Below are 23934 nucleotides of genomic sequence, written 5' to 3'. Positions count from 1 at the left end.
TGCGCTTGGGTTTAGCGCTACCACTTCTTTAAAAGAGCGATTATGAAATTTATCCACACCTCGGACTGGCACATAGGTCGTCAGTTACACAATCAATCATTACTGGATGATCAAGCCTTTGTGCTCGAGCAAATTATTGCCTTAGCAGATGAGCATAAGGTGGATGCTGTGATTGTGGCGGGGGATATTTATGACAGATCGATTCCGCCAGCAAACGCGGTTGCGCTGTTAGATGATGTGCTCAACCGCTTAGTACAAGATTTAGGCCTGCAAGTGATTATGATTGCCGGTAACCACGATGGCCACGAGCGCTTAGGGTTTGCGGCAAAACAAATGGCGACAAGCGGGTTACATATTATTGGGCCTTTGAGTGCTGACATTCCGCCTATTACATTGTCGAGTACAAGTGGTGATGTGGTTTTTTATCCCTTGCCTTACGCTGAACCTGCCACAGTGCGGCAAGTGTTTGAGTGTGAGGCATCGAGCCACGAAATGGCCATGGATGTGTTGCTGGCAAAAGTGCGTCAGCACGATAGCCAAGGCTTACCCAAAGTGGTGATCAGCCATTGCTTTTTGGATGGTGGCAGCGAATCCGAATCAGAGCGGCCGCTCAGTATTGGTGGCGCCGATAAAATATCGCCAAAGCTCTTTACTGAGTTTGATTATGTCGCCCTTGGGCATTTACACGGACCGCAATACAAAGGCGCCGAGCATGTGCGCTACTCTGGCTCGATTTTGAAGTATTCCTTTAGCGAACAACATCAACACAAGTCGGTGACCTTAGTCGAACTGGGCACGCAAACGCCGATTGATATCCGTTTATTGCCGTTAACGTCGATGCGTGATGTTCGCATCTTAGAAGGGGAGTTAGACACCTTACTCGCCCAAGGTAAAACGGATATCAAGCGTGAAGATTACCTTATGGTCAGGCTCCTCGATAAACATGCCATTTTAGACGCTATGGGCAAACTCAGGGCGATCTACCCGAATGTGCTGCATTTAGAGCGTACAGGCTTGATGGCGGGGCAGCAGCAAGTCGCCTTGAGCCGGGATCATATCAAAAAAGGCGAGATGGATATGTTCTGTGACTTTTTCTCTCAAGTGTCTGGTGAATCTTTAACGCAAGCACAGCAAGCCGTGATGGATGACCTCCTGACTAAGCTACACAATGAGGAGCGCCAAGCATGAGACCCCTTAGCCTTTCAATGTCAGCCTTCGGCCCCTTTGCATCGACTCAGACACTTGATTTTACCGCCCTTGGAACCAATCCATTATTTTTAATCAACGGGCCTACAGGCGCGGGTAAGACGACCTTGCTCGATGGCATTTGTTTTGCGCTCTATGGCAAAACCACAGGTAATGAGCGTGAAGGCAGCCAGATGCGCTGTGATATGGCCGACGATAGTTTACTAACAGAAGTCACTTTCAGTTTTCTGCTCGGTAGTAACAGCTATCGTATTCGCCGGGTGCCAGAGCAAGACAGAGTTAAGAAAAGCGGTGACGGCTCGACAGTGCAAAAGCCTGAAGCGCAGCTCTTTAAAATTGACGCCGATGGCAATGAAAGCTTATTAGTTGCCAGCAAAGTGTCCGAGGCCACCGCTGAGATTGAAGCTTTGACTGGGCTCGATGTGGAGCAGTTTCGCCAAGTGATGGTATTACCTCAGGGTAAGTTTCGCGAATTATTAATGGCGGACTCTAAAGCGCGTGAGCTGATATTTAGTCAATTATTTCAAACGCATATTTATCGCCGGATTGAAGATACCTTAAAAAATAAGGCTGCCGATATTAGCGGCTTAGTGAAAGATCAACGCAGTCGCCGCGATGGTATTTTACAAAGTGCTGGCCTAGCATCCGATGACGAGCTAAGCAGTGAATTAGCTAAGCTCACGCCTGAACTTGCACTCGCTCAAAGTGCTAAGGAACAGGCATTACAACAGCAGCAATTAGTGATTAAAGCCAGCGATGCCGCCCAGCATCTACTGGCTGAATTTGCGCAGTTTGATACCTTAACTCAAACCGCAGCAGCGCTCGAGGCGCAGCAAGAAAGTATCGCTGCACAAACCCATAAGCTGAACTTAGCCAAACAAGCGCAGCGTTTAGCGCCTATGGTTGAGGTGTTTTTAGCCCGTGAACAAGAAGCAAAAGCTGCCAGTCTCGCCTTTAGCCATGTGCAAACGGCGTTGACTCAAGCCAAGCAAGCCTTTGATGATGCCGAGCTCAAAGCGCAAGATTTACCCGTATTGGAAGCGTCGCTACTGGAGCAGGAACAAGCCAAACAGCAACTGAATGCGCTAGGGCCGCAGCTAAGAGAACTGGATAGACTCAATAAAACCCTCGAGCAAGAGCATGCACAGTTAGTTAAAGCTAAAGCACAGCTTCAGATCAGTAAAAATGAGTTAATCGCCGCAACCCAAAAACGCCGTGAACTGGAATCGGCTTTGCCACCATTGCAGGCCAATAGCGACACTCGTCTCTCATTGCAACAGGCGCACCAGCAGCAACAGCAGTTATTGTCGACTTATCAGCAATGGCAACAAGTGGCGGCAAGGGTATCGTCGACACAGGCAAAACTTGCCAATGCGAAAGCGCAAGGGCAACAACTCAATGCCGAGCATCAGCAAGCACAGGTTGCGCATAAAGCCTTATTAATGACTTGGCACCAAGGACAGGCAGCCATTTTAGCGCGGCAATTACAGCAAGATGAACCTTGTCCCGTCTGTGGTAGCCAAACCCATCCACAGCCAGCACAGAGCCAAGAGCCGCTCCCAAGTGATGAAGCGCTGCAATTGGCCCAAGACGCTGAAACGACGGCCCAAGAAGTCCTGAGCAAAGCCAGAGCGGAATATCGCGGATTACAGACACAGTTAGAAACCTTGCAGCAACAAGCGCAAGATCTCGCGGCCCAATTGGGCACAGCGGTTGATATTTCTCAAGATGAACATGCGCATACCTTGTCGCAATATGCTTTCTCACTCACGCAAGCTGAGCAAGCTCATCAAGATTTGCAGCAGTTACAGCAAGAAATTGTATTGTTGCACGCGCAGGAAACGCATCTGCAACAAAAGCTGGAGCAAGGACAAACACACGACAGTGCGCTGCAATCTAAAGTGGATTTATTGCAGGGGCAGTTGGCGCATATGCAGCAAAGCGTCCCGCCTGCGCTTGCAACGCTTGAGGCATTAACCGTAGCAATCACGCAAAACCAGCAACAGATAAGCCAGATTAAACAGCAGATTGCTGACGTGAGGGCGCTTCAGCAACAAACAGGGCAAACCTTTGTTGCAGCTAAAGCGGCGCTTAATGGTGCTGAAAATACCGCAGAGGCGGCATTAGCTCAGCAAACGCGTGCCCAGCAGCAACTCAATCAGCAATTAGTCGCAGCGGGATTTACCGACCAACAGGCCTTATTAGCGGCCATGCTGGATGAAGATCAACTGCATGCATTAGCCAGCGAGATTGAGGCTTACCAGCAGCGCAGTGCTTTGACTAAGGTGCAGTGCGAGCAGTTAGCGCTGAAGCTCAAAGATAAAGTACCACCCGATAGCATTAAGCTCGCTGCCGAGCTTGAGTCGGCGCAGCAAGCATTATACGCAGCAGAGCAGGCATGGCAGTTACTTCACACTCGAACAGTACTACTGACACAAACCCAAACCCAGCTCAGTATTGCAGATACGAAAGCTAAGGCGTTAGATGATGAATATGCGGTTATCGGCACGCTTGCCGATGTGGCGAATGGGAAAACAGGCAATAAGATCAGTTTGCAGCGTTTTGTGTTAAGCGTACTGCTCGACGATGTGTTACTCGAAGCGAGCCATAGGCTGCATCTGATGAGTAAGGGACGTTATCGCTTGCTGCGTAAGGAAGATAGAGCAAAGGGCAACAAGGCGTCTGGGCTCGAGTTAGAAGTGGAAGATGCCTACACCTCAAAAGTGCGCCCTGTGGCAACCTTAAGCGGCGGCGAAAGTTTTATGGCGGCCTTGTCCATGGCGTTAGGGCTATCCGATGTGGTGCAAGCTTATGCCGGGGGGATCAAACTCGACACCTTATTTATCGATGAAGGCTTTGGCAGTTTAGACCAAGATTCATTGGAATTGGCGATTCGAACCTTGATGGATCTGCAGTCTTCGGGCCGCATGATAGGGGTGATCTCGCACGTTTCTGAGATGAAAGAGCAGATAAATACTCGCATCGACATCAATAAAACCTCACATGGGAGCGAAATGACGATAGTTTTGCCTTAGTCGCTCGTTCTCTCAGAGTCCAATAAATAACCTGCTGTTTTGTATATGTTATTTATTGTGACTCTTGCGTGTTTAACATTAGGATAATGTGCGCAAACTGAGTTGAAAATGCCAACTGGCGCATGTTTCTTGTTAATAGTCAGGTAAAAGTACGAAATAGCATTTGTCATAATGGGATTTTTGGGATAAGTTGGAAAAAATTCGGGCTTCCCTCATAGGGACTGGTTCAAAAATAAAACGCAAAGTTAACGAAAGGTGAAAAGCGTTGCAGACAGGCAAACCCAACTTTATCAACTTATCGCAAACCCGTTTGCAGAACTTATCATCGACCCAAAAAAACATTCTATTAATGGGTGGTTTGTTGATTGGCGCTGCTATGTTAATGCCGAATAATGGTCATGTTGTGCCAACTGCTCAGCGTATCCCTGTTGTCCTCGATATTGAAAATATTCTCCCCCAAGTTTCTGAACCTGAAGTCCAAGATCAAGCAGCCCTTATTAATAACGCTCCACAGTTTGAGCGAATTATCGTTTCTGGTGATACCTTAAGTGGGTTATTTTCGAAAGCGGGTGTTGATCAGCAGACCATGTATAAGGTGTTAGAAGCTGATTTAAATATTTTGGCACTTGATACCTTATTGCCTGGTAACAGAATGCAATTTTGGCTCGATAACGAAGGCCAATTACAGAAATTAGAACTTTATTTTAACGCCGCTCGCCAAGTGGTGTTTACACGTTATGAAGACGGCAGTTTTAATGTTGAAGAAGTCAACGTTGAAGGCGTTTGGCAAAATCGTATTATATCTGGCGATATTAAAGGTTCGTTTTACGTCTCTGCACAAAAAATGGGCTTAGCTGCGGCAGACATTCAGCGGATTGAAGATTTACTCAAAGAAAAATTGAATTTCGCGCGTGATTTACGTGTTGGCGATAAATTCTCTGTTTTGGTAAATGATCAATATGTTGAAGGTGAAGCGACGGGCAGTAGCCAAATTTTAGGCGTGAGTATTAAAACTGGTCGTTCTGAAATTAGTGCATTTCAATATACTGACGGCAGTTATTACGATGCCAAGGGCCAGAGTTTAGTGCGTGCGTTCCAGCGTTATCCATTAGCTAAACAACCTCGCATGAGTTCTCGTTTTAATCCATATCGTAAACATCCAATTACTGGCCGTATTTCACCCCATAACGGAACCGACTTTTCAGTGCCAATAGGCACTAAAGTGATTGCTCCTGGTGATGGTGTTGTTAGTTTAGTGACTGATCACCAGTTCGCTGGTAAGTATATTGTGATTGACCACGGTGGTAAGTACCGTACCCGTTACCTGCATTTATCTAAGGCGCTTGTGCGTAAAGGTCAGCGAGTGACTCGAGGCCAAGTGATTGCTTTATCTGGTAATACTGGTCGCTCAACGGGTCCACACTTACATTATGAATTCCATATCAATGGTAAACCTGTTGATCCGTTGAAAGCGGATATTCCTATGTCTAGCAAGTTAGCGAATCAAGACTTACGCACATTTACCAATATGGTGAAGAGTCGTGAAGCTATGATGAACCTTGGCTAATAGAACTAAGTCTCGCCAAGTCTGAATAAACGATAGAACTGGCTTTTCTAGAAGAGTTTATCAATGCCGATGAAATGCAAATTTCATCGGCATTTTTGTTTCCATCATTCTTCTTGTTGTAAATATTTTTCTGCTATCACAAGTATTCTTCGAGTTGTAAGGAAGCTTTAAATTTATTCGATCCGCAGTAATAGCGATTACACAGAAGGGGATAAATAGAGCGGATGTGGTGAGCTTCAGTTAGGGTGTTATAGCGAGTTATTCTTTTGACTGTTAAGAGACTCAATTTGGCAGCTGATGACCTTTAGAGCTAACTAGCACGCTTTATTAGGGACTGAACAGAACTAAATACACAGCGTTAAATAGCGTCTATCAGCTTGCTTGGCGTCTTTGCATCACTTTCAATGCACACTTACACAGTTTACCTTTTAGAGCGGGGCAGCCACCGCAGGGAGACTTTTTAAAAGGACGTAATGCAAAGCTGTGTTCTGTGGGTAAAGGAGTGAGCCGAGTAATCATAGTCGATGAAAATGTTGCATCATTAGCGGCAATAAACTTAGCCTTTGCCCGTTTTAACTGTTTCTTGAGTGCGGATTTATTGCTATGGGCAAATTCTTGTTGTGAAATGTGCTTCGTGAGTAATTTGGTGAGGTGCTTGCGCTGAGCTTTTTTATTCGTCAAAGATTTATCAGTCAGGGTGTTCAGATGAGATAAGGATGGAATCGCTTTTCCTGAACTTGAAACAGATCTCGCCTGTGTTTTGAGTAATTTTTTAGCTTGTTTTTTACACCACTTGCTCAAAAGTTTATCGATATTCTGTTTCGTCATTGTCGTTACTGAATTCTGCAGCGTGAGATACTTCAATATTTTAAATGAAAACTATTATCAGTCAAGTGGCTAAAAAATATACTAAGGTCAAGTGTCGGCTTTATCTGCGCAATAAGGGGATATGTTGGCGTCGATACAGGTCAATAATAAGCGTAAATCAAATTCAAACTGGTGATAATCCGGCTCCATATGAGTACACAAATTATAGAAAGCCTTGTTGTGATCTTTTTCTTTTAAATGGGCTAATTCGTGTACAACGACCATACGCAATAAAGGCTCTGGTACACGCTTCAAACGTGAAGATATGCGAATTTCGTTCTTAGCTTTGATTTTATTGCCTTGAACTCGCGCGACGTAGGAATGTAAGCCAAGTGCATGATGACTAATGTTAATTTTGTCATCAAAGATCACTTTCGAGAGTGGTGACGACTGGCGTAAAAATTGGTTTTTAATCGCTTGGGTGTATTCGTACAGCGCTTTATCACTGCGAACGCTATGTATGACAGGATGACGTTTCAACAGTAGCTTAGGTAATGTGCCAGCATCAAGATGTTGCTGTACCTGCTGTTGGATATCTGGGCTGTAACCGCTTAAGTATTTTAATGGATTCATAGGGGATTGGGCTCCGAATGAATTCGGAGCCTGAGTCATCGCATTACTTAAACTTTGCCGAAAATACGGCGATTTTGCTGGGCGTAAGCGGCTTCAAAAGCTAACTGCTGCACTTTTTTAAGATCTAAACTATCGAAATCAACCTGTGGTGGATTGCGCTTGTTTTGCTCTTTGATAGTGACAGGAGACAGTAAGCTGACAGGTAATTCACCTAATTGAATCGCTGCTTCAAGTTTAAAACTTGTGGCTGAGCCCGCCAATTTACCTTTTTGTTCACGTTCAATGATGACAACTTCATCAACGCGATAATCTTGCATAAGCTTATGAAAAGCGAAGTGAAACTCACGAATAGCTTCTGTGGTAGCAGATTGGGAAACGGTGAAAGACACCTTACGGCATTCTGGCACATTGAAGGTTTCACCTTCATAGCTCAATAAACTGATAATGGCTTCGCCACCTTTTAATTCAACACCACAAACTCTCATGTTACACCTTCAAAATATCGATAATAGCGCTATTGTAGCTGGAAATGACCTGAGGATCAGTGTTTACCCTGCGCTTTTGATTCGCTTGGCGACAGACTGATGCGCTTGGTGCGTCAATTCCCAGTATTCGATCAGCCAATGTGTTGTGTATCAGAAATAAAATCTGATGTTAAATCCACCGGCATGTATGCTTTAATTCTTTCTAAACTTCTTCTGTATCATTGTCTTGCAGCAATTTCGCCGCAGCAGGCTTTTTACGCATTGGTGCATCGCCAATGTCCACGCCCGTGATAAAACGCTTATCCCGTGAAGGCGCCGATGTGGCTGCTTTAGTTCTTTTGCTCTTACCTTTAGCAAGCTCGGCTTTAGCAACACGTTTTGCTGGTGTCTGTTTGGCTTTGCTTTTTAGACCACTAAATTTAGCTTCTAGACCTGGAATCGTACTGATCTCAAAGGTCTTTCTAAGGAACACTTGGACTTTCTTAAAGTTGTCCCAATCTTTAGGTCCGACGAGCGATATCGCATCACCTTTCGCGCCAGCACGGCCAGTACGACCGATACGATGCACGTATTCCTCGGCAAATTTAGGCATGTCGAAGTTAACAACTAAGGACACATTGAGCAAATCAAGGCCACGAGAGGCGACATCGGTCGTGACTAGGACTTGTTGTTGGCCACGGGCAAATTGGTCCATGATTTGGTTGCGTGCGGCTTGCTTTAAATCACCGCTGAGTGCGGCGGTTGCAAAACCTTGCTCAATTAATTTAGCGGCTAAGCGTTCTGTATCTGGGCGCGTCGCGGTAAAGATGATCACTTGCTTGTGTGTTTCATCTTTAAGTAAACGGGCTAATAACGCTTCTTTATGGTCTAAGTGGTCACATAAGAAGATGCGTTGGTGAATGTCGTTATGCTCAGAGTGAGCCGCGCCAATCGCCACGTGCGCTGGATTTTTTAATAGTGTTGCCGCGATATCATTGATTTCGTCATGATCTAACGTGGCAGAGAACATCAGCGTTTGACGACGTTTATGATCGGCAGCATCGTTGATGGCTTTTAACTGCGGGGCAAAGCCTAAATCCAACATGCGGTCGGCTTCATCGAGCACGAGTAACTCTAACCCATTTAGGAATAGATGTTTTTGCTCTAGATGATCGGCGATACGACCTGGCGTTGCGACAATAAAATGCGGTTCTTTTGCTAAGGCTTTAGCTTGATCGTTAAAGTTTTCCCCACCCAGAACGCTGATGGCCTTGTATTGGGTGTTGGCGACTAGCAGGCGAAGCTGACTATACACTTGATGTGCTAGTTCGCGAGTCGGTAATAAAATCAAGACTCTAGGATCGCGTTTTGACAGTGAGCGGGTAGAAATGACTCTTTGCAATGCGGGTAACAAAAACGCTAAGGTTTTACCTGAGCCAGTTTTTGATGACGCCATTAAATCTTTACCTGCCAATGCGATAGGCAGTGCTTGTTCCTGGATGGCGGTGGGTTCTGTGATCCCCATATGTTTTATGCTTTGAAGCAGACGCTGGTCCAGAGAAAAATCGGTAAATTGCAAAGGTATATCCCCTAAATCTTAGTAAGGACAGATTATAGCCTTAATCGCCCTAACTCAGCTATCCACATCGATGATTATCTCTGCTTCACGCATGGATTTATCGCGAAAGTGTGTCATTTACACTTAGTTGCTGGCATTTGTTTACATCGATGTTACAAGTACTTAATTGCCTTGGCTTCACCAATTGACAGTGGATATGAAAGGATTTTACGTTATCGTGTAGTGGATTGAGTAACAGGAGAATGATTTATGGCTAACGGAACAACCCCTTCGGTTGGTATTGCCTTGGGCAGTGGCGCTGCGAAAGGTTGGGCGCACATTGGCGTGTTGAATGGTCTTGCCGCCATGGGGATCAAACCCGATAAAGTTGCGGGATGTTCGGTGGGCGCTTTAGTGGGCGCCGCGTACGCCCATGACCATTTACCTGAATTAGAAGAATGGGTTCGGAGTTTCTCGAGCTGGGACGTGCTTGGCTTGATGGACATTCGATGGCGTAAAGGCGGTCTTATCGGCGGTGATAAAGTATTTGATGTGCTGCAAGCTCGAATAGGGGATGTGAATATTGAGAACCTCAACCGTCCTTTTGCGGCGGTTGCGACCGACTTGTACTCTGGGCAGGAGATTTGGTTTACTGAAGGGGATTTACGTCAAGCGGTGCGCGCTTCTTGCTCTATGCCGGGGATTTTGGCGCCCGTGAGACAAGGTGACCGCTGGCTTGTCGATGGTGCTGTGGTGAATCCAGTGCCTGTTTCTGTCAGCCGTGCCATGGGCGTTGATGTGGTGATTGCAGTGGATTTATATGGTTATCATTCTGGTCGCATCCAAGTATTGCCGGTGAGCATGACGAGCCAAAAAAACGTTGAAGCTGAAATGGATATGCCTGCGCGACAAGAAACTGGATTTATGGATTTGTTTGCCCGTGGCCGAGATTATGTCAGCAATCTGACCGATAAGTTTTCACTTGGCACTAAATCGAATCCTGGCATGATTGCTGTAATGTCGCAATCAATGGGCATTTTAGAGCAAAGACATAAACGGGCGCGCTTGATGGGCGATCCGCCAGATATTTGTATTGTGCCTGAGGTCGGCAATATCGGCACTATGGAGTTTCACCGTGCCGATGAGGCGATTGCCGCTGGCGAGGCTGCCGTTGAAAAGGTGGCCCACTTGATTGAAGCTGCGATGTGGAAGGGCTAATCCGTTAAAAGATAAACAGTTGACTATCAAATAGAAACAGTCGGTACAACTCGCGTTATACCGACTTTTTACTATCTAAAACTGAGCATTTATGTCGCTTTGATGGCGAGTTACGCTAATTTCACCAACATTTTACCGCGATTCTTACCTTCAAACAGACCGATAAAGGCATCCGGTGCTTGTTCAAGCCCTTGATAAATAGTTTGTTCAGCTTTGACTTTACCTTCAGCTAACCATTGAGCCATTTTAGCGGCAAATTCAGGATAATGCGCCCAATGTTCGGATACGATAAAACCTTCTAACTTAAGTTTACGCATCACTATCAGAGCCAAGTTGTCTGGACCAGGTGTTGGCGCTGTGTCGTTGTATTGCGAAATCATACCGCAAACGGCGATACGTCCATGATCTTTCATATTGCTCAGCGCTGCGGCTAAATGCTCACCACCGACGTTTTCAAAGTACACATCAATCCCTTCTGGCGCGGCTTTTGTGAGCGCTTGGGTGAGATTGCCACAGGTTTTGTAATTGATGATGGCATCAACGCCATAGCTTCGCAGCAATTCCGCTTTTTCGTCTGAACCCACAGAGGCGATTACGCGAGCACCCATCAGTTTACCAATCTGGCAAGCAACACTGCCGACGGCGCCTGATGCGGCTGAAACAAACAGGGTTTCACCCGCTTTTAAATCTGCGATGCGAGTCAGTCCCGTCCACGCAGTCATGCCCGGCATACCCAGCACGCCGAGGAAATGTGAACTGTCTAATTCGGTTTGCGGCAGAGCGGTCAGTCCAGCCGTGTCAGTGACAGCGTGCTCGCGCCAACCTAACATGCTGCTGACTTTAGTGCCTACTGGGAAATCACTGTTTTTAGACGCGATAACTTCACCAATCGCGCCGCCTTCTAAGACTTGATTCAAGGCGAAGGGCGGAACATAACTCTTACGATCTACCATGCGGCCGCGCATATAAGGGTCGACCGACATCCACAGGTTTTTTATCAACACTTGGCCATCGGCGAGCGGTGATAAGGATTGATTTACTAAAGCAAAGTTCTCTGCCGTAGGCATGCCTTCAGGGCGACTGGCTAAATGGATTTCACGGGTTTCAGTAATAGTGCTATTCATAAAAAATTAACCTTTTGTTTGTGCGCAAACTAACTGCGTCAACTTTACGTGGCTTCATGACACAATGCAAATACTTTGCGCGCAAACTAGATGCGATGGGGCGGATCGGATAAGATAGCGCTATGTTTGAATGACAGGCGCTTAAACGTGCAAAATTGTTTATCTCACCCAGAGCTCGAATTTACAGAGCAGAGTCAAAACCCAGACCCACATAACACAGAGGTACAGAACCTCGAGCCAAGGGATGCACTGTGTTTATCTGATAATGTGTGCTTCGCGTTATATTCTGCCAGCAATGCCTTAGTACGCGCTTATCGGCCTTTACTCGAGGCATACGAGTTAACTTTTCCTCAATATCTGGTGATGCAAACCCTGTGGCGTCAAAATGGCTGTAGTCAAACCCAGCTATCGGCGGCGACTAAGCTCGATATGGGGACGCTAACGCCTATCGTTAAGCGGTTAGAGGTAAAAGGCTTGATCACGCGTTTGGCCTGCATTGAAGATGAGCGGAAAAAATTGATCACTCTGACGGCTCAGGGAGAGGCGATTAAGCATGAAGCCCTAGCCTTGAAACAAACCTTGCTGAATAAAGTACAAATGGATGCAGAGGCACTCGATTTGTTGAGGCGGCAATGTCTTGCCCTTATTGAAGATTTACAGTCCTAGAGATAAAGCTACTGGTGCTGTTCGCTACCCGATAATTCAGGTTCTGCAAAGATTAATACTTGATTGGCTTAGTTTTTGCTTTAAAACCGTCATTGAATCTTAGACGCCGAATTATTGACGATGAATTCTATTTTAAACGCCTTCAATCTTAATCGTAGCAGTACCAGCATCGCCGATGCCTATGGTGCCAATAGCCAAAAGACGAGTACGGCTAAAACTGATGCGACCACAGAGACCAAGAAAACTCAGTCGGATACCGCTAAACCCGACACTGGTAAAGCCGATGAGATAGCGCTGTCGCCACGGGCGCAACGTGCACAGAAAATTCAGTTGATGGCGAAGGATTTTTTTGCCGATGGCAAATTTGGTGTCGCCGATATTCCCGCATTAGTGTCACGTTTACAAAAGGACGGCATTTTATCGGACGTACAGCTTGAGCGTTTATCAAAAAACGGTATTACAGTTCCGAGCACAACCACCCCGAGCAAGCAGGCGCTGCAAGACTTCTTAGATGATGAGCTCAAATCATTAGCCAAAAAATCACCGAACAACCCCCTTATCAATACCTTGGTCGATGCGAAAAACGTTTTGACCAATATGGATGATGCTCAGTCGCCGGTGCTCGCTCAAAAAGCCACCAAAGTCCTTGGCCAGTTAACGGATTATTTAAACTCCGAGCCACCACTAACGGATACCCAAAAGCAGCAATGGCAGGGGCTTAAATCTATGATGCAACTCGCTTCGTCTATGGGCTCGCATCAGTCGGCATCGGGCCAACTCAGTAGTTATCTCGCACTCTCTAAGCGTTAATCTTGAGCTTTGGTGCTTGATTATCACTGATTTCAGGCATCAACTAGCTGGGTTTAATCAGCAGGTCAAGGCGCAATTTTCAGATAATTGGACCTAGCTGCAGTTCTGGTTTGTTCTTTTATTTCTTCCTAAAAACTATGATCTGGATCATGGACGCTTCATCGTCGTTGTAGCCTAATGCTCTACATATTGTGTTTTATTCTTTTAAAATCACTAGATGTAGTGTTAATTTTTAGGCGAGATGGAGAGGAACTGAACAATGCCAGTCGTAATTAAGCGTGATGGTTGCCGCACACCTTTTGATGAAACAAGGATAAGGGATGCAGTGAATGCCGCTGCAAACTCAGTTGGAATAGAGGATGGCGACTATGCAGCGACAGTGGCAGCGTGTATCAGTCAAAGTGTCGCGACCTTAACCGAAGTTGATATCCATCATTTGCAGGATGCGGTTGAAAACTTGTTGATGGAAGGGCCGTATAAATCATTAGCGCGAGTGTATATCGAATACCGTCACGACAGAGATGTGTGCCGTGAAGCGACCAGTAAACTCAATCTCGAAATCCGTGGTTTAGTCGAGCAAAGCAATGCGGCCTTACTCAATGAAAATGCCAATAAAGATTCGAAAGTTATTCCCACTCAGCGGGATTTGCTCGCGGGCATAGTTGCTAAACATTATGCCAAGAGTCATATCTTGCCTAAGGATGTGGTCGCTGCCCATGAGGCGGGCGAGATCCATTACCACGACCTAGATTACTCGCCGTTTTTCCCGATGTTTAACTGCATGTTGATTGATTTAGCTGGCATGTTGACCCATGGCTTTAAAATGGGTAATGCCGAAATTGAAACCCCAAAGTCTATTTCAACGGCGACAGCAGTGACCGCACAGATCATTGCCCAAGTGGCGAGCCATATCTATGGCGGCACAACTATTAATCGTATCGATGAGGTGTTAGCCCCATTTGTCGCTAAGAGCTACGACAAACATTACCAAATTGCCCTGAATTGGAAGATTACCGACGCTAAAGCCTTCGCCACGGCGCAAACTGAAAAAGAATGTCATGATGCATTTCAATCTTTGGAATATGAGGTCAATACTTTACACACTGCCAACGGTCAAACACCGTTCGTGACCTTTGGCTTTGGATTAGGCACCTCGTGGGAATCGCGCTTAATTCAGCAATCTATGCTCAAAGTACGGATGGCGGGATTAGGTAAAAACCGTAAGACGGCAGTTTTCCCTAAGTTAGTGTTTGCGATTCGTGATGGCATTAATCATAAAGCGGGCGATTGCAATTACGATGTCAAACAGATGGCGCTCAAATGCGCGACTATGCGCATGTATCCCGACATTCTCAACTACGAGCAAGTCGAGAAAGTCACAGGTTCATTTAAAACCCCAATGGGTTGCCGCAGCTTTTTAGGCACCTATGAGGAAAATGGCGAACTCGTGCATGAAGGGCGCAATAATCTTGGGGTAGTGAGCTTAAACTTGCCGCGGATTGCCTTGGAAGCGAAGGGCGATGAGGCGGAGTTTTATCGTCTTTTAGATGACAGATTAGTCTTAGCCCGTAAAGCGCTGGATACGCGTATCGAGCGACTCAATGGCGTTAAAGCCCGCGTGGCACCTATCCTCTATATGGAAGGTGCCTGTGGTGTGCGTTTGCGCGCCGATGAAGATGTCTCTCAAATTTTTAAAAATGGTCGCGCATCGATTTCACTCGGTTACATTGGTCTGCATGAAACCATGAATGCACTCTATGGCACCCAAACCCATGTATTTGACGATGCACAATTAAGGGACAAAGCCGTCGCTATTGTGGCTTATCTTAAAGCCGCCACGGATGCGTGGAAGGCTGAAACAGGTTATGGCTTTAGTCTGTATAGCACCCCAAGCGAGAGTCTTTGCAGCCGTTTTTGTAAACTGGATGCGAAGCAATTTGGCCTAGTCACAGGGGTGACGGACAAGGGCTATTACACTAATAGTTTCCACCTCGATGTGGAAAAAAGCGTAAATCCCTACGATAAAATTGATTTTGAACAGCCATATCCCGCAATTGCGAACGGCGGCTTTATTTGTTACGGCGAATACCCCAACATGCAGCATAATCTCGAAGCGCTTGAAAACGTTTGGGATTATAGCTATAGCCGCGTGCCTTACTATGGCACGAACACGCCAATCGACGAATGCTATGACTGTGGCTTTACTGGCGAATTTAGCTGTACTAGCAAAGGATTCACTTGCCCTAAGTGTGGCAACCATGAGCCAAGTCGAGTGTCAGTCACGCGCCGTGTGTGCGGTTACTTAGGCAGCCCTGATGCGCGGCCCTTTAATTATGGTAAGCAAGAAGAAGTAAAACGTAGGATCAAACACTTGTAACATTATTACCTTATTCTGCCTGTTAGACTTATTCCGTGGCATCAATGGTGTCATGGGGTAAGTACCAATGTTAAAAGATGAAATGCACTGTGAGTGACCATCAATGAATTACCATCAGTATTTCCCTATCGATGTGGTCAATGGCCCAGGTACCCGTGCGACCTTGTTTGTCTCTGGCTGTGAGCACCAGTGCCGCGGTTGTTACAACCAAAGCACGTGGGATCCCCGTTCTGGGCATGTATTTGATAGGACGATGGAAGATAGGATTATTGCCGATCTTAATGATAAGCGGATTGTGCGCCGTGGTTTATCGCTTTCGGGCGGAGATCCTTTATTGCCTGTCAATCTCAGTGCCATTTTGGCGCTCGTCAAACGAGTCAAGGCTGAGTGTGCAGGTAAAGATATTTGGCTTTGGACGGGTTATGTGCTCGATGAGTTGAGTGATGAACAGCGCGCCGTGTTGGCCTATATTGATGTGATGGTGGATGGGAAATTTGAACAAAGTCTTGCCGATCCAAGTCTCGTATTTCGCGGTAGCAGCAATCAGATCATTCGTTTGTTATAAAAGCGGTAACGAGGATCTGTAACTTGCTGCTATAATCTCAGGCCTTGACACAGACGCTAGCATAATCAGGCTAAGATTTTACTGTGGCTAACTTAGGTAATTTAAGGTAACAGAATGAATTTAAAGCAAGAACTGCAGCAGCTTAACGATAAATTAGATAAATTTCGTCGTAAACTTGCTGCGGCTGAACAAAGAGGCGATGACGTCATTATTGCCCAGTTCAAGCGCGAAATCGCTGCAGTCACTAAGCAAATTGGCAGTGTGAAAGGCCAACAAACCCGCTTATTGAATAAGCAAGGTTCAGATATCAAAGGTTTGCCTTTCCATCGCGCTTTGACTAAAGAAGAACAAGCGGACATGGGCAAACTGAAAAAGTCTGTCAAAGGTCTTGTGGTGATCCACCCTATGACGGCTATCGGCCGTGAAATGGGGCTAAAGGAAGTCACTGGATACGCGCCCGCAAAATTTTAATGTGGGTTAGGCCGTCACTGACACGGGATCGAGTGTCGATCGCGTGTTTGTGCGCCTAGTACTTTATGCACAGCTTCGTTTTAATCCATTCCTTCGTGCTGCCCATCGAAAATGACATTCATGTTAGGTTTAGTTGATTAAAACACTAAAGTATTTCTTGATTGTTCAAAAACACTTTAGAATAGTGCGCTTAGTTGGCTAAGTGCCTAATCCTCATTTGTTTCTAGGGATCTTATTCGTCTCATGGAATGAGAGTTGTCGTTAAGGTTAAGTATGTCGATAAAATATGTCGCGACGTCAAAGTTACCCACTCCTTGGGGCGTGTTTGCCATGCATGGTTTTGAAGATACAGAATCAGGCAAAGAGCATGTTGCGCTCACATTCGGTATGCTCAGTGCGGATGAACCAGTGTTGGGTCGAATTCATTCCGAGTGTTTAACTGGCGATGCGTTATTTAGCTTGCGTTGTGACTGTGGTTTTCAGTTACAAGCGGCGATGCAAAATATTGCGGAAACGGGCAGTGGCTTTATTCTCTATTTGCGTCAAGAAGGCCGTGGCATTGGTTTGTTGAATAAAATACGCGCCTACGAGTTGCAAGATAAAGGTGCCAACACAGTTGAAGCCAACGAGCAGCTGGGCTTCGAAGCCGATATGCGTAAATACGACATGATCAAACCTATGCTGGAACAGATAGGCGTGAAGCATGTGCGTTTGATGACCAATAACCCTCGTAAAGTGAAAGCGATGAAGGAGTTTGGCATCGAAGTGGTTGAGCGCGTACCGCTGCAAGTTGGTAAGAATCGTTACAACGAAGCCTACTTAAAAACCAAATCCACTGAGCTTGGGCACATGATGTCTGAATATCATTTTATGGATGAAAATAAGTAGCTTTGTATTTATGATGGGTCGACCGATTGAGTCAGAAATGAGTAAGGTTTTAGTCAATTGAGCCATTTTTTCAGTCGGTTGCCATTATGTTTGTCGTTAACTTGCTTAGTATTTCTGAGCATTGTTCCTGCCGTTTTCGCCAATAGTGTATCCCCCGCCAATACGTTCACATCTGTGACACTTACATCTGCGTCTCAAGTGAATGATGCTGGCGTGCCTGTCGATCCTGTTTCTATCAGTCACGCGCCTAGCAGTAATGCCAATGGCAGCAATCCGATAGAGTCGAGCAGTAATCCCAATTCTGTTTATGCCTTTGGCAGTTATCTCGGCACTGGTGTTTATCGCGCCGCTAACCAAAATGCGACCGTGGTCAGTATTCCGTTAAGTTTTGATTTAAAGAAAGATAGCGGAAGCCAGACTTGGTTACGTTTACCTATCTCCTTTGGCTTTTTTGATTATTTAGCCAAAGATATCACCGAAGGCGAGTTACCGTCGTCGATAGGCACTATGACCATTACCCCAGGTTTTGAGCATCACTGGCAGGCGAGCGAAAACACTCGAATGGAAGGGTATTTAGATATCGGCTTTGGTACTAACTTCGATAAAAACGATAACGTTGCCATTATCGCCTCAGGGATCAGTAGCTTGTATGATTTCACCCTTGCTGGGCAAGATGCGGTGTGGGTGTCGAGATTACGCTTTGCCGGGTACAGTGAGCACTATGGCAAGTTTGCCGATCAATTTGCGGTGTTACAAACTGGCGTTGATTTAGGATTAGCGCCGCGCTGGCAATGGTGGGATCTGCAGGTGCAACCAAGGATCTTTGCTGTGGGTTATTGGTATTTCAATGAGCTCAGATTTATCAGCGAGATAGAGCAAGATACCATAGTTTCAGGCAGTTATGAGGCTGGTTTTTCCCTCGCGTTTTCTAAGCCCCTTGGGGGCGAATTGCTGGGTGTTGATCGTATTGGATTCAGCTATCGCCGTGGTGATGGATTGAACATTTGGCGTTTGATGTTCAGTTTTCCTATCTAAGTGGGGCCAACCAGACTGCATGAGCATAGCTGAACCCAGTTAAGAATATTCACCGCTTAATTTAAGCCGATGCCTTTTGGGCTTCACGCATCTTTTTCTCAGTTAATGTCGCTATCTGACTACTCAACTGCATGATTTGCTCTTGGATCATTTTACGTTGCTGATCAGCGGCCTCTGAGTCATCATTTTCAAGCTTGGCCAACATCTCTTGAAGTGCCTTTATTTGTTCTTTTATTTTTTGGATTTGCTGATCAATCAACGTCATAGGCTCTTCTGATGAGGCATTTTCGACTTCATTCTTTTTGGCTAAGGCTTTGTCTCTTAAGGTTGCGCCCACATCTGCGGATAAAGCCGCGCGGCCCGCATTAGAAATGGAGACTGTCTCTTGGGTATCTTGTGAGTCAGTGGACTCACTATTCGCCGTAGATGTTTTTGTTGCGGCTGGTGTCGCTGCGATATATGCGCTTGATACGGCGGTGAAACCTGAGCCAGTTGCGTTACTGTTTATTCCATTAATGTTCATTTAACACTCCATTCATGCAAATTTGGATCATGCTCCACTTCTATCGGCCATCAATTTGAAAACTGAAGTCACTTTTTGTCGCTCAGCCAAAAAGAGTGCTTGCTCATGGCTCACAGCCTCTTAGTAAACGCTATTAGCCACAATTAAATTAAAGGTGTGGGTCAGTGCAAATAGGTTAGTAAAAACGATGAGTTATTGATTTATTATAACAATATAGCCCTGATTCTAGGGCTGTTTACGCATTATGGTAGCAGCGGTCTAGGATTAATTGTTACCCCAAATATGGCTGTTTACTTTGCCATCTGAGCTGGATTTCTCGCTTTTAGCTGGCTTGTCTGTCGTGGTTTGAGTCGCTTTTTTAGTTGTGATTTTTGCCGCAGGCTTCTTAGCGGTTTGACTCGCTTCGGCTTTAGGTAGCGGTAAGGGTAATTTGTTGGCTTTTAAATAAAGATATTCGACTTTATCCCGTGCCCACTCTGTTTTTCTTAAAAAACGTAAACTGGATTTGATGCTGGGATCGTGGGTAAAACAGCGGATATTAATTCTCTCACCTAATTCTTCCCAGCCGTATTTCTCTACTAAGTAAGTGATGATCATTTCCAGTTTAATGCCGTGGAGCGGGTTATTAGATTGATTCATATTATGCATGTTGCAGTGTGCTATGGCGGGAGTATAGCAGTTTTGTATGCCTGATACAGTGTGCAATGGTATCGAGTCAAGCCTGAATACCTTGCTAGCGTAAACCTGCGATAGCTATTATCGATGGAGCAGTATGATCAAAACAGGCGCAATAAAGCGCCTGTTTTACCTTGGTCATTCGGACTGTTTTATGAGTCTTTGACTGTTTCTTTAAGCTCAGTTTCTACCTGTAAATCAATCTCACCTTTACCTTTGGTTTTAACAATCAACAGCGCTGTAATCACTAAGGTGGTGACCACGCCCGCTATGGTTGATACCGTCATAGGTAAGCCTGCACCTAAGGTTGACGAGTTCAGCAGGAAGGTGATGACCACTGTGGTCATAAACATCGCTGGAATAGTCGCAATCCAATGCAGTTTGTTATGGCGTAACAGGTAAGCCGAAGCCGTCCACAGCATTAATACCGCGGTGGTTTGGTTTGCCACACCGAAGTAGCGCCAAATGACACCAAAATCCACTTGAGTCAACATACCGCCGATAACAAACAGTGGGAGAGCTAACACTAAGCGTTTTGGCAGTGAGATTTGTGGCATGTTGAAAAATTCAGCCAGAATCAAACGCGCAGATCGGAAAGCCGTATCACCTGAAGTAATCGGCAGAATAATTACACCTAGGATAGCCATAAAGCCACCGACAGCGCCTAACAGACCAGTCGAAGCCTCATAGACCACGTTGGCAGGGTTGCCTGACATGCCCGCACTTAAGCCTTCAACACCGCCGAAGTATGATAATGCAATCGCACACCAAAGCAGTGCAATAATGCCTTCGCCAATCATGGCGCCAAAGAAGACGAAGCGACCATTGGTTTCGTTTTCAACGCAGCGTGCCATTAATGGTGATTGCGTTGCATGGAAACCTGATACCGCGCCACAGGCGATGGTGATGAATAGCGCAGGCCAAAGTGGCATGTCATTTGGATTTAAGTTTTGGAAGAAATCGCCCGCTTGTACGTTAGGCAGTAAGGTGTGCTCGCTTGATAGGATAATCGCGAAAGCCAGACCGAACGACATGAAGAACAGTAAAGCGCCAAAGAAGGGGTACAGACGACCGATAATTTTATCGACTGGCACCACAGTTGCAATCAGGTAGTAGACGAAGATAATGCCCACAAAGATACTGACGTCCCAACCGGTAAGCTTGCCCAGTAAACCTGCAGGCGCAGAGATAAAGACCACACCAACCAGCAATAACAGCACGATAGCAAACACGTTCATGAAGTGTTTGGCACTCTTTCCTAAATATTTACCCGCAAGGTTTGGCACAGATTGGCCGCCGTTGCGTACTGACAACATGCCAGAGAAGTAGTCATGCACGGCACCCGCAAAGATACAGCCAACCACAATCCACAACATGGCCGCAGGACCATAGAGGGCACCTAAGATAGGACCAAAGATTGGGCCTACGCCTGCGATGTTTAATAATTGAATTAAATAGACTTTACCCTTAGACATAGGCACAAAGTCGACGCCATCAGTTTGAGCGAAAGCAGGTGTTTGACGATTAGCGTTAATGCCGAAGACTTTCTCGACAAAGGCGCCATAGATAAAGTAGCCGCCGATCAGCAGACCGACACAGAGTAGGAACCACATCATTTTTGTTATCTCCCCATTTGAGTTCTGGCGAGTGTAAACAAGTTGTTGATATAAAACTTCGCAATCTCAATGAGTGGTCGAAAATGCAGGGTGAGCGGTAATAGGTGGGCTTGAGTGGTTGCAATCGTATGTTAACGGCGGGTGTTGTTGGCCATCTTGTGACTAAAAATACCCGCTAAGATGGCTTTTTGCTTGAGTTATTGGAAGCCGAACAACTGTTTAAGGCTCTTAAGATAACGCCGTGAGACGGGCACTTTATCCCCTGAGTGGGTGGTGACTTCGGCGCCCGTGTCTAACAGCTCAATTTCGGCAATCGCCTTAGGTGAAATCAAATACTGCCGATGGCAGCGCACCAGTGGGGTTTTTTCTTCAAACACTTTTAAGGTCAATTGGGTATGGACTTTGCCTTTCGTACTGGCCACATGGATGCCGCTCAAATCACTGAACACATATTCCACATCTTGGATGGCAATCACCTTGAGTTTATTGCCGCTGTAACAGGGAATATGTTCCAGACGTTTTGGGGTAATGGGATCCATAATTTGAGGCGTCAGATTTTTACGCACCCGAGTGAGGGTTTTACTAAGTCTCTCGGCATCTATCGGTTTAAGCAAATAATCGAAGGCATGGTTATCGAAGGCCTTGACGGCAAACTCGTCGTAAGCGGTAACAAACACAATTTTCGGCATGTTATCAGGGTCGAGCATAGCGATAAGTTCCATGCCCGAAATGCGCGGCATTTGGATATCGAGAAAAATTAACTGAGGTTTTTCTTTGGCTATGCTTTGCAACGCCTCGATGGCATTAGCGCATTGACCAACAATTTCAATGTCGTGTTCTTGCCCCAAAAGATCGGCTAATTCTTCACGAGCAAACAGTTCATCATCAACAATTAAACAAGTGATCACGTACGGGTGTCCATATTGGATATCTCAGGGTTTTCTATGGGTAATCTTATAGTAACGCGAGTCAATTCATCCGCTTCGCATTCCACAGTGACACCATATTGCTCACCAAAAATGTTTTGAATGCGTTTATGCACTAAGTTCATCCCTAGGCCTTCAGAGCCCTCAACGGGTTGATATAATCCGGCATTGTCTGTGACTTCTAATTCCAACACATCATTTTCGAGCTTGCCCGTCACTTTAATCTGCCCTTGCTCTATCATGTGCGAAGTGCCGTGCTTTACCGCATTCTCAATAATCGGCTGCAGGGTAAAGGCCGGTACTTTGCAATGGTAGAGTGATTCAGGTATCGCGATACTGACTTGTAATTTATCAATAAAACGCGCTTTTTCAATGGTGAGATAGGATGCGATGTGATCTAGCTCATCCCCAAGCGTCACTAAGCCTGTCGTTCGCTTTAAATTGATCCGTAAAAATTGTGATAACTGCTGCAGCAACTGCTTAGACATATCGGGATCGCGCTTGATAATCGCGCTAATGGTATTGAGAGCATTGAACAGAAAGTGCGGATTAACCTGCGCTTGCAGTAATTTCAATTCGGCTTGAGTCAGCAGATTTTGTTGTTGCTCAAATCGGCCATAAAGAATTTGGTTCGATAACAGACGGGCAATACCTTCACCTAATGTGCGGTTAATATTCAAAAACAGCTTATTCTTAGGCTCATAGAGTTTAATGGTGCCAATGACTTCGGTATCACTGCGCAGCGGGATCACCAAACTCGAGCCTAAGCGGCAGTTGCTTGAAATAGAACATGAATAGGGCATTTCAACACCATCGGCGAACATGACTTTATTTTGATTGATCGCTTCTAAGGTGATCTTGGAAGAAATTGGCGTACCAGGCAGATGATGATCGGCACCTATGCCAATAAAAGCCAACAGTTTTTCCCTGTCTGTGATGGCTACTGCGCCTACATTAGTTTCTTCGATAACGATTTGGGCCACACGGCTGCTGCTTTCTTCGTTAAATCCTTTGGATAGGAGTCCGACACTGCGCTCGGCTATCTTTAACGCCTTCGTTGAAAAACTGGAGGAAAGTTTATCGAACATGGTTTTTTGGTCGCGGATCATGCTCATAAAGAGTGCCGCTCCCACGGAGTTGACTAACAGCATGGGCGGCGCGATTTGGCGCACTAATTCCCACGCATCATCGAAGGGGCGAGCGACCAGTAAGATGATGCTCATTTGCATCATTTCGGCATAAAAAGTCACTAGGCACACGAGTAATGGATTGTAAATAAGCTCACTTTTATCCGCACGTCTTAAATAAAAGCTGATCATCCCGGCGGATAAGCCTTCTAAGGTGGTGGAAATGGCGCAGGCTATTTCAGTAAAGCCGCCCATACTGTAGCGGTGAAGGCCACCGGTTAGTCCTACCAGAAAACCAGTAACTGGGCCGCCTAATAATCCACCTAATACAGCGCCCATAGCACGGGTGTTGGCAATAGCGCCTGATGTTTGCTCACCAAAATAGGTGGCCATGATGCAGAAACTCGAAAAAATCAGATACATAAAAATCTTATGCGGCAGACGAGGGGAGGTTTCGGCAAACAGTTTAAACAGCGGCGTTTTACTGACTAAGTAAACGATCACTAAGTACAGCGACATCTGTTGGGTCAATAATAGGATCAAGGACATAATGGCTCACATTATCGTCACAGATGTCAGCGCAGTGGTATCAATTAGAAAGTCTGTGCGCGAGATCAGGGTTCAAATTTAACCGTTAGGATAT

General features: G+C 45.8%; 21 protein-coding genes. 11 read left to right on the top strand and 10 right to left on the bottom strand.

All coding sequences use genetic code 11. The annotated features are described in order from the left end of the window. Positions 1 to 42: 42 nt before the first annotated feature. From Q4Q57_RS16940 to Q4Q57_RS16930, 3 genes are all read left to right on the top strand, one after another. On the top strand, positions 43 to 1188 hold the full coding sequence (locus Q4Q57_RS16940; protein ID WP_311891475.1) for an exonuclease SbcCD subunit D: 1146 nt from the start codon (positions 43 to 45) through the stop codon (positions 1186 to 1188). Then, positions 1185 to 4241: an SbcC/MukB-like Walker B domain-containing protein gene (locus Q4Q57_RS16935; RefSeq protein WP_311891474.1), complete on the top strand. Its 3057-nt coding sequence runs from the start codon at positions 1185 to 1187 to the stop codon at positions 4239 to 4241. The genes Q4Q57_RS16940 and Q4Q57_RS16935 overlap by 4 nt, the downstream gene beginning before the upstream one ends. A 265-nt stretch (positions 4242 to 4506) precedes the next feature. After that, positions 4507 to 5808 carry a peptidoglycan DD-metalloendopeptidase family protein gene (locus tag Q4Q57_RS16930; RefSeq protein WP_259523674.1) on the top strand — a complete coding sequence of 434 codons (1302 nt, stop codon included), beginning with the start codon at positions 4507 to 4509 and terminating at the stop codon, positions 5806 to 5808. Positions 5809 to 6180: 372 nt separating this feature from the next. Here Q4Q57_RS16930 and Q4Q57_RS16925 read toward each other — a convergent pair whose 3' ends face one another. The 4 genes from Q4Q57_RS16925 to Q4Q57_RS16910 form a co-directional block, all read right to left on the bottom strand. Next, on the bottom strand, positions 6181 to 6636 hold the full coding sequence (locus Q4Q57_RS16925; protein ID WP_311891473.1) for a hypothetical protein: 456 nt from the start codon (positions 6634 to 6636) through the stop codon (positions 6181 to 6183). Positions 6637 to 6723: 87 nt separating this feature from the next. Next, positions 6724 to 7248 (bottom strand): YgjP-like metallopeptidase domain-containing protein, encoded by a 525-nt coding sequence (locus tag Q4Q57_RS16920; protein WP_311891472.1) that lies wholly within the window; start codon positions 7246 to 7248, stop codon positions 6724 to 6726. Positions 7249 to 7295: 47 nt separating this feature from the next. Continuing rightward, the gene (locus Q4Q57_RS16915; RefSeq protein ID WP_006081174.1) at positions 7296 to 7733 is read right to left on the bottom strand and encodes a DUF3010 family protein; all 438 of its coding nucleotides are present in this window, start codon (positions 7731 to 7733) and stop codon (positions 7296 to 7298) included. A gap of 202 nt (positions 7734 to 7935) precedes the next feature. After that, positions 7936 to 9291, bottom strand: a complete 1356-nt coding sequence (locus Q4Q57_RS16910) for a DEAD/DEAH box helicase (protein ID WP_311891471.1) — start codon at positions 9289 to 9291, stop codon at positions 7936 to 7938. 249 nt (positions 9292 to 9540) lie between these two features. Here Q4Q57_RS16910 and rssA point away from each other — a divergent pair, with 249 nt between their 5' ends. Continuing rightward, positions 9541 to 10488, top strand: a complete 948-nt coding sequence (gene rssA, locus Q4Q57_RS16905) for a patatin-like phospholipase RssA (RefSeq protein WP_107947074.1) — start codon at positions 9541 to 9543, stop codon at positions 10486 to 10488. A 110-nt stretch (positions 10489 to 10598) separates the two neighbouring features. On the opposite strand, the gene Q4Q57_RS16900 is transcribed toward rssA, so the two are convergent. Then, positions 10599 to 11612, bottom strand: coding sequence for an NADP-dependent oxidoreductase (locus Q4Q57_RS16900; RefSeq protein ID WP_311891470.1), 1014 nt, complete (start codon positions 11610 to 11612; stop codon positions 10599 to 10601). 147 nt (positions 11613 to 11759) lie between these two features. Here Q4Q57_RS16900 and Q4Q57_RS16895 point away from each other — a divergent pair, with 147 nt between their 5' ends. From Q4Q57_RS16895 to Q4Q57_RS16865, 7 genes are all read left to right on the top strand, one after another. Then, positions 11760 to 12278, top strand: coding sequence for a MarR family transcriptional regulator (locus Q4Q57_RS16895; RefSeq protein ID WP_311891469.1), 519 nt, complete (start codon positions 11760 to 11762; stop codon positions 12276 to 12278). 120 nt (positions 12279 to 12398) lie between these two features. After that, entirely contained in the window at positions 12399 to 13088 is a 690-nt protein-coding gene (locus Q4Q57_RS16890; RefSeq protein WP_311891468.1) for a hypothetical protein, read from the top strand. A gap of 259 nt (positions 13089 to 13347) precedes the next feature. Then, on the top strand, positions 13348 to 15465 hold the full coding sequence (nrdD, locus tag Q4Q57_RS16885) for an anaerobic ribonucleoside-triphosphate reductase (RefSeq protein ID WP_106650181.1): 2118 nt from the start codon (positions 13348 to 13350) through the stop codon (positions 15463 to 15465). 103 nt (positions 15466 to 15568) lie between these two features. Then, positions 15569 to 16030 carry an anaerobic ribonucleoside-triphosphate reductase-activating protein gene (nrdG, locus tag Q4Q57_RS16880; RefSeq protein WP_311891467.1) on the top strand — a complete coding sequence of 154 codons (462 nt, stop codon included), beginning with the start codon at positions 15569 to 15571 and terminating at the stop codon, positions 16028 to 16030. A 114-nt stretch (positions 16031 to 16144) separates the two neighbouring features. Further along, the gene (locus tag Q4Q57_RS16875) at positions 16145 to 16501 is read left to right on the top strand and encodes a YibL family ribosome-associated protein (protein WP_107947079.1); all 357 of its coding nucleotides are present in this window, start codon (positions 16145 to 16147) and stop codon (positions 16499 to 16501) included. A gap of 273 nt (positions 16502 to 16774) precedes the next feature. Then, entirely contained in the window at positions 16775 to 17389 is a 615-nt protein-coding gene (gene ribA / locus Q4Q57_RS16870; protein WP_006081183.1) for a GTP cyclohydrolase II, read from the top strand. Between the two features lie 57 nt (positions 17390 to 17446). Then, entirely contained in the window at positions 17447 to 18424 is a 978-nt protein-coding gene (locus tag Q4Q57_RS16865) for a hypothetical protein (protein ID WP_311891466.1), read from the top strand. Between the two features lie 61 nt (positions 18425 to 18485). Here the strand turns inward: Q4Q57_RS16865 and Q4Q57_RS16860 are convergent, their stop codons facing one another. The 5 genes from Q4Q57_RS16860 to Q4Q57_RS16840 all read right to left on the bottom strand — a co-directional run bounded on the left by Q4Q57_RS16860 (position 18486) and on the right by Q4Q57_RS16840 (position 23840). Further along, positions 18486 to 18947, bottom strand: coding sequence for a FlxA-like family protein (locus tag Q4Q57_RS16860; RefSeq protein WP_311891465.1), 462 nt, complete (start codon positions 18945 to 18947; stop codon positions 18486 to 18488). Positions 18948 to 19211: 264 nt separating this feature from the next. Next, on the bottom strand, positions 19212 to 19595 hold the full coding sequence (locus Q4Q57_RS16855) for a VF530 family protein (RefSeq protein ID WP_311891464.1): 384 nt from the start codon (positions 19593 to 19595) through the stop codon (positions 19212 to 19214). 179 nt (positions 19596 to 19774) lie between these two features. Further along, positions 19775 to 21238 carry a carbon starvation protein A gene (locus Q4Q57_RS16850; protein ID WP_311891463.1) on the bottom strand — a complete coding sequence of 488 codons (1464 nt, stop codon included), beginning with the start codon at positions 21236 to 21238 and terminating at the stop codon, positions 19775 to 19777. A gap of 197 nt (positions 21239 to 21435) precedes the next feature. Then, positions 21436 to 22146, bottom strand: a complete 711-nt coding sequence (gene btsR, locus Q4Q57_RS16845; protein WP_006081188.1) for a two-component system response regulator BtsR — start codon at positions 22144 to 22146, stop codon at positions 21436 to 21438. Continuing rightward, complete coding sequence (locus Q4Q57_RS16840; protein ID WP_311891462.1) at positions 22143 to 23840, bottom strand: sensor histidine kinase; 1698 nt, start codon at positions 23838 to 23840, stop codon at positions 22143 to 22145. Before Q4Q57_RS16840 ends, btsR begins: the two co-directional genes overlap by 4 nt. Positions 23841 to 23934 lie beyond the last annotated feature (94 nt).

It is taken from the genome of Shewanella sp. SP2S2-6, assembly GCF_031931965.1.
GTDB lineage: Bacteria > Pseudomonadota > Gammaproteobacteria > Enterobacterales > Shewanellaceae > Shewanella > Shewanella baltica.
The sequence above is the reverse complement of the archived record's forward strand: the minus strand, read 5'-3'. Positions and strand labels throughout refer to the sequence as shown.

Bases quoted from the DNA above. Each gene is read 5' to 3' on its own strand.
- Q4Q57_RS16935 (WP_311891474.1), top strand. From the start codon at position 1,185: ATGAGACCCCTTAGCCTTTCAATGTCAGCCTTCGGCCCCTTTGCATCG.
- nrdD (WP_106650181.1), top strand. From the start codon at position 13,348: ATGCCAGTCGTAATTAAGCGTGATGGTTGCCGCACACCTTTTGATGAA.
- Q4Q57_RS16940 (WP_311891475.1), top strand. From the start codon at position 43: ATGAAATTTATCCACACCTCGGACTGGCACATAGGTCGTCAGTTACAC.
- Q4Q57_RS16890 (WP_311891468.1), top strand. From the start codon at position 12,399: ATGAATTCTATTTTAAACGCCTTCAATCTTAATCGTAGCAGTACCAGC.
- Q4Q57_RS16850 (WP_311891463.1), bottom strand. From the start codon at position 21,238: ATGATGTGGTTCCTACTCTGTGTCGGTCTGCTGATCGGCGGCTACTTT.
- Q4Q57_RS16840 (WP_311891462.1), bottom strand. From the start codon at position 23,840: ATGTCCTTGATCCTATTATTGACCCAACAGATGTCGCTGTACTTAGTG.
- Q4Q57_RS16900 (WP_311891470.1), bottom strand. From the start codon at position 11,612: ATGAATAGCACTATTACTGAAACCCGTGAAATCCATTTAGCCAGTCGC.
- Q4Q57_RS16855 (WP_311891464.1), bottom strand. From the start codon at position 19,595: ATGCATAATATGAATCAATCTAATAACCCGCTCCACGGCATTAAACTG.
- Q4Q57_RS16920 (WP_311891472.1), bottom strand. From the start codon at position 7,248: ATGAATCCATTAAAATACTTAAGCGGTTACAGCCCAGATATCCAACAG.
- Q4Q57_RS16925 (WP_311891473.1), bottom strand. From the start codon at position 6,636: ATGACGAAACAGAATATCGATAAACTTTTGAGCAAGTGGTGTAAAAAA.
- Q4Q57_RS16915 (WP_006081174.1), bottom strand. From the start codon at position 7,733: ATGAGAGTTTGTGGTGTTGAATTAAAAGGTGGCGAAGCCATTATCAGT.
- ribA (WP_006081183.1), top strand. From the start codon at position 16,775: ATGTCGATAAAATATGTCGCGACGTCAAAGTTACCCACTCCTTGGGGC.
- Q4Q57_RS16875 (WP_107947079.1), top strand. From the start codon at position 16,145: ATGAATTTAAAGCAAGAACTGCAGCAGCTTAACGATAAATTAGATAAA.
- rssA (WP_107947074.1), top strand. From the start codon at position 9,541: ATGGCTAACGGAACAACCCCTTCGGTTGGTATTGCCTTGGGCAGTGGC.
- nrdG (WP_311891467.1), top strand. From the start codon at position 15,569: ATGAATTACCATCAGTATTTCCCTATCGATGTGGTCAATGGCCCAGGT.
- Q4Q57_RS16860 (WP_311891465.1), bottom strand. From the start codon at position 18,947: ATGAACATTAATGGAATAAACAGTAACGCAACTGGCTCAGGTTTCACC.